Origin of the sequence: Streptomyces sp. NPDC093568 (genome assembly GCF_044764945.1) — a bacterium.
In the GTDB taxonomy this organism is placed as follows: domain Bacteria; phylum Actinomycetota; class Actinomycetes; order Streptomycetales; family Streptomycetaceae; genus Streptomyces.
In genome coordinates, this window is the sequence record NZ_JBIWJD010000001.1 from 1449350 (window position 1) to 1462160 (window position 12811).

At 71.5% G+C, this 12811-nt stretch carries 13 protein-coding genes; 6 read left to right on the forward strand and 7 right to left on the reverse strand.

The genetic code is table 11. The features are described 5' to 3' along the window. The first annotated feature begins 28 nt into the window (after positions 1–28). The gene (locus ACIRD7_RS06130) at positions 29–892 is read left to right on the forward strand and encodes an Fpg/Nei family DNA glycosylase (RefSeq protein WP_403450329.1); all 864 of its coding nucleotides are present in this window, start codon (positions 29–31) and stop codon (positions 890–892) included. A 35-nt stretch (positions 893–927) separates the two neighbouring features. Here ACIRD7_RS06130 and ACIRD7_RS06135 read toward each other — a convergent pair whose 3' ends face one another. From ACIRD7_RS06135 to ACIRD7_RS06145, 3 genes are all read right to left on the reverse strand, one after another. After that, positions 928–1581, reverse strand: coding sequence for a zf-HC2 domain-containing protein (locus ACIRD7_RS06135; RefSeq protein ID WP_403450332.1), 654 nt, complete (start codon positions 1579–1581; stop codon positions 928–930). A gap of 151 nt (positions 1582–1732) precedes the next feature. Beyond that, complete coding sequence (locus ACIRD7_RS06140) at positions 1733–2248, reverse strand: hypothetical protein (protein ID WP_403450335.1); 516 nt, start codon at positions 2246–2248, stop codon at positions 1733–1735. Positions 2249–2394: 146 nt separating this feature from the next. Then, on the reverse strand, positions 2395–2940 hold the full coding sequence (locus tag ACIRD7_RS06145; protein WP_190073275.1) for a sigma-70 family RNA polymerase sigma factor: 546 nt from the start codon (positions 2938–2940) through the stop codon (positions 2395–2397). Between the two features lie 213 nt (positions 2941–3153). On the opposite strand from ACIRD7_RS06145, the gene ACIRD7_RS06150 reads away from it, so the two are divergent. Then, on the forward strand, positions 3154–4299 hold the full coding sequence (locus ACIRD7_RS06150) for a CapA family protein (protein ID WP_403450338.1): 1146 nt from the start codon (positions 3154–3156) through the stop codon (positions 4297–4299). A 42-nt stretch (positions 4300–4341) separates the two neighbouring features. Here ACIRD7_RS06150 and ACIRD7_RS06155 read toward each other — a convergent pair whose 3' ends face one another. Further along, complete coding sequence (locus tag ACIRD7_RS06155; protein ID WP_403450341.1) at positions 4342–4815, reverse strand: MarR family winged helix-turn-helix transcriptional regulator; 474 nt, start codon at positions 4813–4815, stop codon at positions 4342–4344. 66 nt (positions 4816–4881) lie between these two features. Between ACIRD7_RS06155 and ACIRD7_RS06160 the strand changes: the two genes are divergently transcribed. Continuing rightward, positions 4882–5697 carry an alpha/beta fold hydrolase gene (locus tag ACIRD7_RS06160; protein WP_403451695.1) on the forward strand — a complete coding sequence of 272 codons (816 nt, stop codon included), beginning with the start codon at positions 4882–4884 and terminating at the stop codon, positions 5695–5697. 51 nt (positions 5698–5748) lie between these two features. Here the strand turns inward: ACIRD7_RS06160 and ACIRD7_RS06165 are convergent, their stop codons facing one another. Continuing rightward, positions 5749–6210, reverse strand: a complete 462-nt coding sequence (locus ACIRD7_RS06165) for a universal stress protein (protein ID WP_403450344.1) — start codon at positions 6208–6210, stop codon at positions 5749–5751. Positions 6211–6297: 87 nt separating this feature from the next. Here ACIRD7_RS06165 and lysX point away from each other — a divergent pair, with 87 nt between their 5' ends. Both lysX and ACIRD7_RS06175 read left to right on the forward strand, forming a co-directional pair. Next, positions 6298–9579, forward strand: a complete 3282-nt coding sequence (lysX, locus tag ACIRD7_RS06170) for a bifunctional lysylphosphatidylglycerol synthetase/lysine--tRNA ligase LysX (protein ID WP_403450347.1) — start codon at positions 6298–6300, stop codon at positions 9577–9579. 99 nt (positions 9580–9678) lie between these two features. Further along, complete coding sequence (locus ACIRD7_RS06175) at positions 9679–10530, forward strand: polysaccharide deacetylase family protein (RefSeq protein WP_403450350.1); 852 nt, start codon at positions 9679–9681, stop codon at positions 10528–10530. A 42-nt stretch (positions 10531–10572) separates the two neighbouring features. On the opposite strand, the gene ACIRD7_RS06180 is transcribed toward ACIRD7_RS06175, so the two are convergent. Further along, the gene (locus ACIRD7_RS06180) at positions 10573–11235 is read right to left on the reverse strand and encodes a class F sortase (protein WP_403450353.1); all 663 of its coding nucleotides are present in this window, start codon (positions 11233–11235) and stop codon (positions 10573–10575) included. Positions 11236–11565: 330 nt separating this feature from the next. Here ACIRD7_RS06180 and ACIRD7_RS06185 point away from each other — a divergent pair, with 330 nt between their 5' ends. Next, entirely contained in the window at positions 11566–12063 is a 498-nt protein-coding gene (locus ACIRD7_RS06185; protein WP_403450356.1) for a hypothetical protein, read from the forward strand. Positions 12064–12183: 120 nt separating this feature from the next. On the opposite strand, the gene ACIRD7_RS06190 is transcribed toward ACIRD7_RS06185, so the two are convergent. Then, entirely contained in the window at positions 12184–12687 is a 504-nt protein-coding gene (locus ACIRD7_RS06190; protein ID WP_403450358.1) for a hypothetical protein, read from the reverse strand. Between the last annotated feature and the right edge of the window lie 124 nt (positions 12688–12811).

Here is a 12811-nt window from a genome sequence, read left to right on the forward strand (position 1 = left end):
TGTCGGTGCCGGATGGCACCCTGGACGTATGCCGGAACTCCCCGAGGTCGAAGCGCTCAAGGACTTCCTGACCGAGCACCTGGTCGGCCAGGAGATCGTGCGGGTGCTGCCCGTCGCGATCAGCGTCCTCAAGACGTACAACCCGCCGGTCACCGCGGTCGAGGGCCACGAGGTCAGCGCGGTCCACCGCCACGGCAAGTTCCTCGACCTCGTCACGGCCGAGGGCCCCCACCTGGTGACCCACCTCGCCCGAGCGGGCTGGCTGCATTGGAAGGACGAGCTCCCGAGCGGCATGCCCCGCCCCGGCAAGGGCCCGCTCGCGCTGCGCGTGGCCCTGGAGACCGGCGCGGGCTTCGACCTCACGGAGGCCGGTACGCAAAAGCGCCTCGCGGTGTACGTCGTCCACGACCCCCAGGAGGTCCCGGGGATCGCCCGCCTCGGCCCGGACCCGCTCGCCGACGACTTCGACGAGCCGCGCTTCGCCGCCCTGCTGAAGGGCGAGCGCCGGCAGATCAAGGGCGCCCTGCGCGACCAGAGCCTGATCGCCGGCGTCGGCAACGCCTACAGCGACGAGATCCTGCACGCGGCGAAGATGTCCCCGTTCAAGCTGGCGGCGTCCCTGACACCCGGGGAGACCGCCACGCTGTACGAGGCCCTGCGGACGACCCTCACCGAGGCGGTCGAGCGCTCACGCGGGATCGCGGCGGGCCGCCTCAAGGCCGAGAAGAAGAGCGGCCTGCGCGTGCACGGCCGCACCGGCGAGCCCTGCCCGGTCTGCGGCGACACCATCCGCGAGGTCTCCTTCAGCGACTCCTCGCTCCAGTACTGCCCGACCTGCCAGACGGGCGGGAAGCCGCTTGCGGACCGCAGGATGTCGAGGCTGCTCAAGTAAGTCGAGGCTGCTCAAGCAAGGGGAGCGGGGGTGCGCTAACGGGGGTTGAGCGTCACCAGGCGCTCCCCGTCGGCCGTGCGCACCTCGTAGTGCGCGATCTCCTCGGCGTGCATCGCCGAGGCGCCCGTCATGCTGTTCTCCCGGGCGTCGTGGTGAGCCGCCGACCAGCTGGTCACGGTCTCCTCCGAGCCGTCCCGGCCGATGGCGATCAGATGGCAGGGGCGCGGCCCCGCGCCGTCCTTCACCTTCAGCTCCACCTGGCTGCCGTACGCCTCGTTCTCCGTGGTGACCTGGGCCCACACCCCGGAGCGTTCATCGGTGGCCTCGACGATCTGGACGGACTTGCCGTCGCCGCCCGCCATCATCGCGACGCCGGGTGCGGCGAGCGCGATCGCCACCGAGGCGGCCACCGCGAAGAGCGTGCGCCGGCGCGTGGCGCGCCGGCGGACCGCCACCTCCTCCAGCAGCCGGTTCAGCATCTGCGGGCCGGGCTGAGCCATGGGGTGCACGAACTGGGGCGTGGCCCGCCGGTACAGCATCAACTGGCGGGTGATGGGCCCGAACTCGGTCACGTGTGCCGCGCAGCGCGCGCACTCCATGAGGTGGTCCTCGAAGCGGAAAGCCTCCGCCTCGTTCAGCACGCCGAGCGCGTACGCGGCGACGTCGCGATGCCTCTCCAGGGACCTCATGCCGAATCCTCGTGCCGTTGGGTGTGGGGTGTGTTACTCCTTGCGCCCACTGGTACGCACCAGGCAGTCGAATCACTCAAGGCCGACACAGAATCGCAACCAAGGGATTCGGAGCGGTCGGCGCGGAGGATTGGTCCGAGGAGAAAAGAACTTAAAAAAGATGGATGGCGAGGTGCCCGAGCGGCAGTCCGAGCTGCCACGCCGGCGTCCACACCTTCGGTCCCTCGTCCTCCCCGACCGGCGCCCCGCCGCCCGGCACCGCGTTCAGATCGGGCGCGAGCAGCTCGGTCTCCTGGAGCCAGCGCCAGGCCGCCTCCGCCAGCTCCAGGTCGGGCGCGGGCCCCCCGGAGTCGGCGGCCTCGGCCGCGAGCACCGCCATCCGCTCGCGCACCCAGTCCTGCCACGGCTGGTCGTAGGCCGTCAACGAGAGCCAGGTCTCCAGCTGGGTCACGACCCGGATGCCGGAGAGCTCGCCGTCGGTGTCGGACAGGAAGATGGTCAGCGCCAGGGCGTCACGCCCGGCGCGGAACTCGAAGGACGTCGGCGGCATCAGATCGCCGGTGCGCAGCAGCTCGTCGGCGATGTACTCGGCGTACAACCACGCCATGGGGACGGTGAGTTCACCGCCACCGGTGCCGTCCGTGCTCTCCTGACCTCTGTGCAGCATCCCTTCCTGCCTTCCTCCGGTGAGTGCGTCGCCCTACCCCGGGGCCGTGGGCCCTTGCCCAATCCGGAACACGGATGAGGACAGCCGATTACTCAACCGGGGTGTTCAGCAAGGCGCTTTACGGAGGTTTGACTCGCCCTTCGGTTTCACCGCAGGTCGGCCGCGTATCCGGGAAGCACCCGACGCAGGGCCCGCAGCGCGTAGTACGCGCGGGACTTCACCGTACCGGGCGGAATTCCAAGGGTTTCCGCGGCCTCCGCCACACTCGCCCCTTGGAAGTACACGAGCACCAGGACTTCACGGTGCTCCGGAGTGAGTGTCTTCACAGCCTCGCGGACGTCGAGCATCTCGGCGGCCCGCTCGGCGTGGTCGGAGATCACGCGCGCGTTCTCCAGGATCGCGTCCCCGACCTCCGCCGGCCGGGCCTGCCGGGCCCGCCGCGCGTCGATGGCGAGCCGCCGCCCGACGGTCATCAGCCAGGGCCGCACCGAGTCGAAGTCGTCGGCGCGCAGGGCCTCGGGATGCTGCCAGGCGCGCACCAGCGTCTCCTGCACGAGGTCCTCGGCGCGCTGCCGGTCGCCGTCGCAGAGCCGGAGCAGGAGCGCGAAGAGGGGCCGGCCGTGCTCGCGCTGCAGTGCGGCGAGCTCGTGCTCGGCGGTCGTCCCGTTCGTGAGGGTGGTTCCGGCCGTCATGGCCGTATGGCATCGCAGGGTGCGGTCCGGGGACAGAGCGCACGCACGGATCTGCGGCGGACGGTCGATCGCGTCGGCGAACGGTTCGGTGAACGGTCCCTTCCGCCTGGCGGGTCGCGCCGGACGGCCTAATCGAAGTGGCCGGATTGTTTGACAGTGTGCTCTATTTCGTACCTATTTTGGTGCGTATATACGACCACTAGGGGTGAGCTGATGATCGCACGCAGTCGGCTCGTGGCCATCGCTGTCACGGCCGTCCTCGCCGCAGGAGCCGCCTGCCAGGCCCACAACCGGGACGCCTCGGGGCGCCTGGGCCCCTCCGCCGGCTCCCGCGGCTTCACCCTCGTCGCGTCCGGCGACGTCGTCCCCCATACCGCGGTCATCGATCGCGCTCGATTCGACGCGGGCGGCCGGGGCTACGACTTCCGCCCGATGTTCGCCGGTGTGAAACCCGTGGTCTCCCGCGCCGATCTGGCGCTGTGTCACATGGAGACCGTCTACGGCGAGAACGGCGAGTACACCGGCTCCCCCTTGTTCAAGTCGCCGCCGGAGGTCGCCCAGGGTCTGGCCGCGACCGGTTACGACGGCTGCTCCACCGCCTCCAACCACAGTCTCGACGACGGCGCCTCCGGCATCCTGCGCACCCTGAACGCCCTCGACCGGGCGAAGGTGCGGCACGCCGGCACGGCCCGCACCGAGGGCGAGGCGCGCAGCGTGACGGTGCTGCGCGCGGGCGCGGCCAAGGTGGCGCACCTCGCGTACACCTATGGCGTGAACGACTTCCCGCTCCCGCCGGGGCAGCCCTGGGCGGTCAATCTGATCGACCGGGACAAGATCGTGGCGGACGCCCGGGCCGCCCGGAAGGCCGGCGCCGACGTGGTCGTCGTGTCGATGCACTGGGGCACCGAATGGCAGGACAAGCCCGACGAGGAGCAGTTGACGCTGGCCCGTGAGCTCACCGCCGCCCGCTCGGGCGAGCGCCCCGACATCGACCTGATCCTCGGTACCCACGCCAACGTCCCGCAGGCCTACGAGAAGGTCAACGGCACCTGGGTGGTCTACGGCATGGGCGACCAGGTCGCCGCCGCGATGTACAACCAGCAGGGCGTGCAGGACCCGCGCGGCAACCAGTCCACCCTCGCCCGCTTCACCTTCACCCCGCCGAAGCGGGCGGGCGGGCGCTGGGAGGTGTCGAAGGCCGAGTTCGTGCCGCAGCTGTTCGACATCGACGCGGGCCGCGTCCTCAACCTCAACCGGTCCATCGCCCAGGGCGCCGAACTGCGCGGCGTGCGGGACCGGATCCGGGAGGTCGTGCTGAGCCGGGGGGCGGGCGAGGACGGGCTCGTCATGGGGGAGTAGGCCGGGTCCCTGCCCGAGGCGGTCCGCCCGGGTCCGCCCGGGTCAGTCCGTGCCCTCGTGGTCGAAGGTCTTCAGCATCTCCTTGAGCACGCGCGCGCACGCCCTCAGCTCGGCGTCGGTCAGATCGCCGCCGACCTGCCGGTTCAGGGCGTGCTCGCGCTCGAGGATGCCGGTGATGACGGCCTCGCCCTCGTCCGTGATCCGGATCAGGGAGGACCGCTGGTGCGCGGGATTGGGGGTGGCCTCGACCCAGCCCCTGGCCGCCGCGTCGTTGACCATGCGCTGTACGAACTGCCGGGTCAGCGTCATGACCCGGCCCATCTGAGGCACCGTCATGGGCCCGTATCTGTGCAGCAGCGCGAGTACGGAGCGCACGCCGACGGACACCCCCTCGACCTCTTCGCCCTGTTCGAGCTTGCGCAGGCCGCGCCGGTAGAGCGCGCCGATCAGATCGAACACCTCGCTGACCCGGTGGCCCAGCTCGTCGGGGGAGAGCGGCTTGTCGGAGTCGTTCACGCGGCCATCATGACACCTCGGTTGCCAAACCGCTTCGAACATGACACCTTGGTTGTCATGACGACAGTGACGAAAGCTTCGGACCTGCGCTTCTTCCCCTCGACCGACGGCGACCTCGCCTACGTCGACACCGGCTCCGGGGACCTCGTGGTCCTCCTCCACTCCGGATACGTCGACCACCGCGTCTGGCACGCCCAGATACCCGCCCTCGCCGCCGGTCACCGCGTGATCGCCCCGGACGTGCGCGGACACGGCTCCTCCGCCAACGCGAGCATGCCCTTCCGCTGGGCCGACGACCTGGCCGGCCTGCTGCGCCACCTCGACGCGGGCCCCGCGGTCCTCGTCGGTCTCTCCATGGGCGGGCTCATCGCCACCAACACGGTGCTGGAGTACCCCGAGCTCGTCCGCGCGGTCGTGACCTGCGGCGCCGCGACCGGGGAGTTCCAGTACACCGATGACTGGACCCGCGAACTCTGGGCCGAGATGGGGAGCGCCCTGGCCGCCGGGGACGTGGAGAGATGGCTCGCGGCCTTCGCGCGTGTCGTACCCGGCCCGAGCCGGACCCTCGAGGACGTCGATCCGGAGATCCTGCGCCTGGTCACGGACCTGGCGCGTGGCACTCTCGCCAAGCACACGCCCGGCGAGAAGGACTGGTCGGTGTCCGTGACCGACACCTTCGCCCGCGCGGCGGAGATCACCGTGCCGCTGCTCACGGTCAACGGCGGCCTGGAACCCGACGACATGCTCACCGCGGCCGAGCGGCTCACCACCACCGTCCGCCACGGCCGCGCCGAGATCGTCGACGGCGTCGGCCACTACCCGAACCTGGAGAAGCCGCAGGAGTTCAACCGGATCCTGCTCGACTTCCTGCACTCCCTGTGACGGCGCCCCGCCTGCCCTGAGGCGGTCGCGGGGGACGGGTCACAGCGGGCTCTACGGCACCACCGTCACCGGCCATCGCCCGGCCTTGACCAGCCGGATCGCGACGGAACCCACGATCCGGTGCCCGGCCTGCTCCGAGGCGCCCACCACCACCGCGTCCGCCTTCAGATCGTCCGCGGCCTTCACCAGACCGTTGTAGGGGTCTCCCTGGAAGGTGTGGAACTCCCAGCGGACGTCGAATATCCCCTTCAGCCGCTCGGTCGCGTCCCGGATCTGGGCGATCAGATCCTCGGCGATCTCGCTGGTCGTGTCCGCGACCGGCGCCCCCAGCGCCGCGCCCGCCGTCATCACCGGCTGCACGTACACGACGGCGAGCAGGGCGTTCTGCCGCCGGGCGAGACCACCCGCGTAGGCGGCGGCGCGCATCGAGGAGTCGGAGCCGTCCACCCCGACCACGATGACCTTGGGTCCGTCCGTGCCCCGCTCGAACCTGTGCGCGTGCTGTTCCGTCACGGCAGGAGGCTATCGGAAGCCGCGGGTCCCACCGCCCGCCGGGACGCTCGACGGGCGAAGAGGCCCGCGGCTTCCTAAAGTCGGAACATGAGTGCCACCGTGGAAGCGGCCCACGACAAGCGCGCCACGGGCCCGACACGACCGCCCGGGAAAAGGCTGCTCAGCAGGGTGCCGGAGGGGTTCGCGACCTTCTTCGGCGCCCTCGGACTGCTCTGTGTCCTGCTGGCCTTCATCCCGCCGCTGCGTGTCGCGCTGCGGCCCGTCGTGCGCGTCCTCGACCAGATCATCGTCCCCGTCAGCGCCAACCTGGCCTACGCGGTCTTCCTCTTCCTGCTCGCCGCCGCGACGGCCGCCCGCAAGAAGATCGCCTGGTGGCTGGTCGTCGTCTATCTCGGCCTGCTCGTCCTGACGGACATCCTCGGCACGGTCCTCGGCGACTACTCCGACTCCGTCCCGTCCCTCGTCGTCTGCGGCCTCGCCCTGGCCCTGCTGATCGTCGCCCGCGAGGAGTTCTACGCCGCCTCCCGCCGAGCCGCCGTACGAAGGGCACTCGGCGTCCTCGTCGTCGGGCTCGTCACCGGCATCCTGGCCGGCTGGGGGCTGGTCGAACTGTTCCCCGGCACCCTCCCGCAGAGCCAGCGGCTGGCCTGGGCCGCCGACCGGGTCTGCGGCGGCCTCGTCTCCGGCGCCACCTACGACGGACGGCCGCCGCGCCCCCTGTACTTCGTGCTCGGCCTGTTCGGCGCGCTCGCCCTGCTGAACGCCGCGGCCACCCTGTTCCGCTCGCAGCGCATGGAGGCCGCCCTGCACGACGACGAGGAGGCCCGCATCCGCGCCCTCCTCAAGAGCTACGGCGACCAGGACTCCCTGGGCTACTTCGCCACCCGGCGCGACAAGGCCGTCGTCTTCTCACCCAGCGGCAAGGCCGCCGTCACGTACCGCGTGGAGGCCGGCGTCTGCCTCGCCAGCGGGGACCCCGTCGGCGACCGGGAGGCCTGGCCGCACGCCATCGCCACCTGGCTGGAACTCGCCCGCCGCTACGCCTGGGTGCCCGCCGCGATGGGCGCCTCCGAGGACGGGGCGACCGCCTACGCGCGCGCCGGACTCGGCGCCCTGCAACTCGGCGACGAGGCGATCCTGCGGCCCCAGGACTTCGACCTCGACGGCCGCGACATGCGGGTGACCAGACAGGCCGTCCACCGCGTCCGCCGCACCGGCGCCCACTGCCGGATCCGCCGTCACTCCACGCTCGGTGAGACGGAGATGCAGGAGGTGATCCGCAAGGCCGACGCCTGGCGGGACACCGAGACCGAACGAGGCTTCTCCATGGCCCTGGACCGCCTCGGCGACCCGGCCGACGGCGACTGTCTCCTCGTCGAGGCGCTCGGCGAGGACGGCGAGCTGCTCGCCCTGCTCTCCTTCGTCCCCTGGGGCAGGGAAGGCGTCTCCCTGGACCTGATGCGCCGTGACCGCGCCCGCGCCCCCAACGGCGTCATGGAGTTCATGGTCGCCGAACTGTGCGCCGCCGCACCGAAGCTCGGCATCCGCCGGATCTCCCTGAACTTCGCCGTGTTCCGCTCGGTCTTCGAGGAGGGCGCCCGCATCGGCGCCGGACCCGTGCTGCGGCTGTGGCGGCGCATGCTGCTGTTCTTCTCCAGGTGGTGGCAACTGGAGGCGCTGTACCGCTCCAACGCCAAGTACCAGCCCCAGTGGTTCCCGCGCTTCATCTGCTACGGCGAGGCCGCCTCACTCGCCCGCATCGGCACGGCGTCCGCCATCGCCGAGGGATTCGTCTCCGTACCCTCCCTGCACAAGCTGCGCAGAAAGGGGCACCCGAGGAACGGACCGCGCCCCGCCACCACCGAGGGCCTGCCCTCGCTGGCGGCGCTCGGCCTCGAAGGAGGGGACGAGGCCGGGGCGGACGGGCCGGATGCGGGCCTGCCCGAGCAGGTCCGCATCCGGCACCACACCCTCGACCGGCTGCGCGCCGACGGCGTCGACCCCTATCCCGTGGGCATCCCGGCCCGCACCCACGCCCTCGCCGACGTCCGCGCCGGCGAGGAGGTCACCGTCGCCGGCCGGATCATGCTGGTCCGCGACTTCGGCGGCCTCGTCTTCGCCGTACTGCGCGATTGGTCGGGCGACCATCAACTCGCCCTCACCCGCAAGGACTCCGGCGCCGCCCTCGACCGCTTCACCGCCGACACCGACATCGGCGACCTCATCAGCGCCACCGGCCTCGCCGGCACCAGCGACAAGGGCGAACCGACCGTCTTCGTCACCTCCTGGCAGCTCATCGGCAAGTGCCTGCGCCCCCTGCCCGACAAACGCCGCGGCCTCGCCGACCCCGAGGCCAAGGTCCGCTTGCGCTACCTCGACCTGGTCTCCAGCCCCGCCGCCCGCGACACGGTCCGCGCCCGCTCCACCGCCGTCCAGGCCCTGCGCCAAGGCCTGCTGCAACGCGGCTACCTCGAGGTCGAGACACCGGTCCTGCAACAGATCCACGGCGGCGCCAACGCCCGGCCCTTCACCACCCACATCAACGCCTACGACCTCGACCTCTACCTGCGCATCGCCCCCGAGCTGTACCTCAAGCGGCTGTGCGTCGGCGGGGTGGAGAAGGTCTTCGAGATGGGCCGCACCTTCCGCAACGAGGGCGTCGACTACAAGCACAACCCCGAGTTCACGATCCTGGAGGCCTACCAGGCGTACGCCGACTACGACGTGATGCTCCACCTCGTGCGCGAACTCATCCAGGGCTGCGCGACCGCCGCCTTCGGCTCACCGGTCGCCCACCAGGACGGCAAGGAGTACGACATCTCCGGGCAGTGGCAGGTCAAGACGGTGTACGGCGCCATCTCCGAGGTCCTCGGCGAGGAGATCGACCCCGGCACCGAGCTGCTCCGGCTGCACCGCCACTGCGACCGCGTCGGCGTGCCGTACACCGCCGACGACGGACACGGCGACGTCGTCCTGGAGATGTACGAGCGGCTCGTCGAGGAGAAGACGCGGCTGCCCACCTTCTACAAGGACTTCCCCACCGACGTCTCCCCGCTCACCCGCCGGCACCGCACCGACCCCCGGCTCGCCGAACGCTGGGACCTCGTCGCCTTCGGCACTGAACTGGGCACCGCCTACTCCGAGCTGACCGACCCCGTCGAACAGCGCCGGCGCCTCACCGCACAGTCCCTGCTCGCCGCCGGCGGCGACCCCGAGGCGATGGAACTCGACGAGGACTTCCTCGACGCCCTCGAGTACGCCATGCCCCCCACCGGCGGCCTCGGCATCGGCGTCGACCGACTCGTCATGTTCCTCACCGGCCTGACGATCCGGGAGACCCTGCCGTTCCCCCTGGTGCGCCGCCGCTGAGGCAGACGGACTACGCCGGCTGGGCCGCGCGGGTGCAATCGCTGCGCCGTACTGGTGTCCCACTGGTGCGTCGGCCGCCCACCGGGCGACCCATGAGTCATGACGAAGGATCAGTTGCCCCCGCGTCTGCTCACCCGGCGCCGCGCGCTGCTCGCCGGCGCCGCCGCCGTCGGAGCCGCCGGCACGGCCGGCCTGTTCACGACGTTCGCGGGCGACGAGCCGGTCCGGCGCGCCGCCGCCCCCGTCGGCGGACCGCAGGCGCGCAGCCTGCTCAAGCCCTCCGCGTACCGCCTGCAGCCCCTGACGGGCTACGGCCCGCCCCAAGCGGCGCCCCGCCGCACGCCGGCGCGGCACGCACCCCTGCTGCGGGTGTCCGGACGCGGCCGCACCATGGTGCTGACCTTCGACGACGGGCCCGACGCCCGCTACACCCCGCACATCCTGGACACCCTGCGCGAGTACGACGTCCGCGCGATGTTCTTCGTGTGCGGCGAGATGGTCGCCGACAACAGGGACCTGCTGGCCCGGATGGCCGACGAGGGCCATGTCGTCGGCAACCACACCTGGTCCCACCCGCTGCTCACCCGGCTCAGCCGCGCCCGCATCCGCAAGGAGATGGAGCGCACCAGCGACATCATCGAGGAGTGCTACGGCGAGCGCCCCGCCTGGTTCCGCGCGCCCTACGGCGCCTGGAACCGCACCGCCTTCCGGCTCGGCGCCGAACTGGGCATGGAACCGCTGGCCTGGACCGTCGACACCCTCGACTGGACCACCCCCGGCGCCGGCACCATCGTCGACCGGGTGGAGAGCGGCGCCGCCCCCGGCGTCGTGGTGCTCTCGCACGACGCCGGGGGCGACCGCTCCCAGAGCGTCAGCGCGTTGCGCGCCTATCTGCCGCGACTGCTGGACTCCGGGTACCACGTCACCGTCCCGGAACGGCATTACGCGTGACGCGATGAAGCCCGAGGGCTTTCGCCGCCCGGCCGGGGACGCTCAGCGGACCTCGACCAGGCTGGCGAAAGCGACGACGTTCCCGTCATAACCGGTCTGCTCGGAGAAACCGCCGCCGCAGGTGATGACCCGCAATTCGGCGGTGCCCTTGGACGCGTAGACCCGGTCGCCGGGGAAGTTGTTCTTCTCGAACACCTCGACGCCGTAGACCTCGAATACGGCCGTCTTTCCGTCCTTGCGGGTGATCTCGACGCGATTTCCCTTCGCGAGCGAGCCGAGTCCGTAGAACACGGCGGGCCCCTGGAGGTTGTCGACATGGCCGACGACCACCGCGGTGCCCTTTTCGCCGGGGGAGACGGATCCGGTGAACCAGCCCGCCAGATTGGGGTCCTCCGGGGGTGGCGCGCCGACCCAGCCGTCCATGTCCAGGCCGACCGGGATCGTCGGCGCGTCGACCTGGATCGCGGGGATCCGGACTCGGTCCGGCAGGGCGAAGCCCAGCGGCTGGGCAGCCTGCGAGAGAAGGCCGGCGGGCAGGCCGTGGTCCGCGGCGGCCGCCGAGGCGGGCTGCGGCGGCCCCTCGTTGAACTCACCGGAGCCGTTGCGCACGAGCGCGAGACCGGTCAGCAGGACTAGCGCTATCACTCCCCAGGGAGCACGCTGCTTCCGCCGCTCCTCCTCTTCGGCCAGCTCGAAACCGGACATTCGACTTCCCCTCTCGACGCGGCCGTCGCCACGTCATTCGCGCATACGAAAACGCTAAGTGCCGTGCGCGAAACCGGCGACGGGGCAGCGACGAACGGGTGGCTCGAACTCCTTCGGTGCGCCATCCGAGTTGCCGCCGGCCGGAAAATTCTGACGGTGCGTGACCTGCGGCAATTCCGATTGCGGGGGGTCCTTCGGCGGGTCCTCTCACCAGGACGGACCATCGCCGAAATGCGGCCCAGGGCAGGGCAACTGAGGGTTTTATCGGAGGCGCTTTCTCGCCGATCTTTACCGGGGACGGTTCCCGGGGCGTCCTCCGCGGAGGATCACATGCGAACCACTCGAACCCTGGCGGCCACCGCCACGGCGGTCGTCGCACTCGGCCTGGCCGCCCCGGTGGCCGCGGCGCGCGACGGCATGCCCGTCGGACCGAGCAACATCGTCGCCCTGCCCAGCGTCGTCGCCCGCGGCGGACAGCTGACCATCACCGTCGACGGCTGCCCGCGTGGCGGCACCGCGACCTCGGACGCCTTCCGGCCCACGACACTGTCCCCGGTCGGCGGCAGCACGGCCAAGGGCACCGCGACGATCGACCGGAACGCGCGGCCGGGTGCGCACAGCATCACGGTCAACTGCGTCGGCGCCGGCCGGCCCCTGACCCACCCCAACGCCTTCACCGTCATCGGCGGCGTCCGCGGCGGCCTGGGCGGCAGCAGCTCCTCCGGGGCGACCCCGACCGACATGGCCATCGGAGGCGGGCTCATCGCGGTGGCGCTCGTCGGCGGCGGTGTGTTCTGGATGCGGCGGCGGGCGGAGCGGCGGATCTGACCCGGCGCCCGTCGAGGACGCCGTCGAGGAGGAGACAGGTCGCACGTGCCCATGCCCTCGCCCCGGATCCCCGTCAGCGGGCCGGGGCGAAGGCATGACGCGTGGCGGTCGTGCAGTGGGTCAGGCGCCGTCGTCGCCGGTATCGCGCCGGGAGATGCGGTACGTCGTCCCGAGCACGGCCGTGATGAGCGCGGCACCCAGCCCGATCTCCTTCAGGTTCAGCCCGGCGAAGGCGCCGCCCTGGCCCGCCCGCACCCCGCGCTGCGGGGGGCCGGGCCGCTCGGGCCGGCCACCGGCGATGGTGAGGTCCACGCTCTGCCAGAAGGTGCCGCAGTAGAAGGCCACCTCGTACACGGCACCGGGCCTGACGTCACGGTCGACCCGGGCCAAGGCGGTCGTCCGCCCCCGGGGAATGGTGACGGTGTCGAAAACCCCCGACGAGACGGTCACGCTCTGCTCGCAGCCCGTCGCACGCAACCTGACCGGCTCGCCGGGCTCGACGGTGGTGGGCCGGACACTGGCCCAGAAACCGGAGTCGTCGTCCTGCGCCAGGGCGGCGGGGGCGGTCATGGCGAGGGTGCTCATGCCCAGCAGTGCGGCGGCGGCGACACGTATCGAGCGCATGGTGTGTCCTCCGGTCCCCGAGGAGCGGCCGCGGACCTTTTCCGCCTGCGCCGGACATGCACCTCGGTTGACAGCACGCTAGGAAGGGGCGCACACCCGCGCGATCGGTGTCGTGCGAATGGGT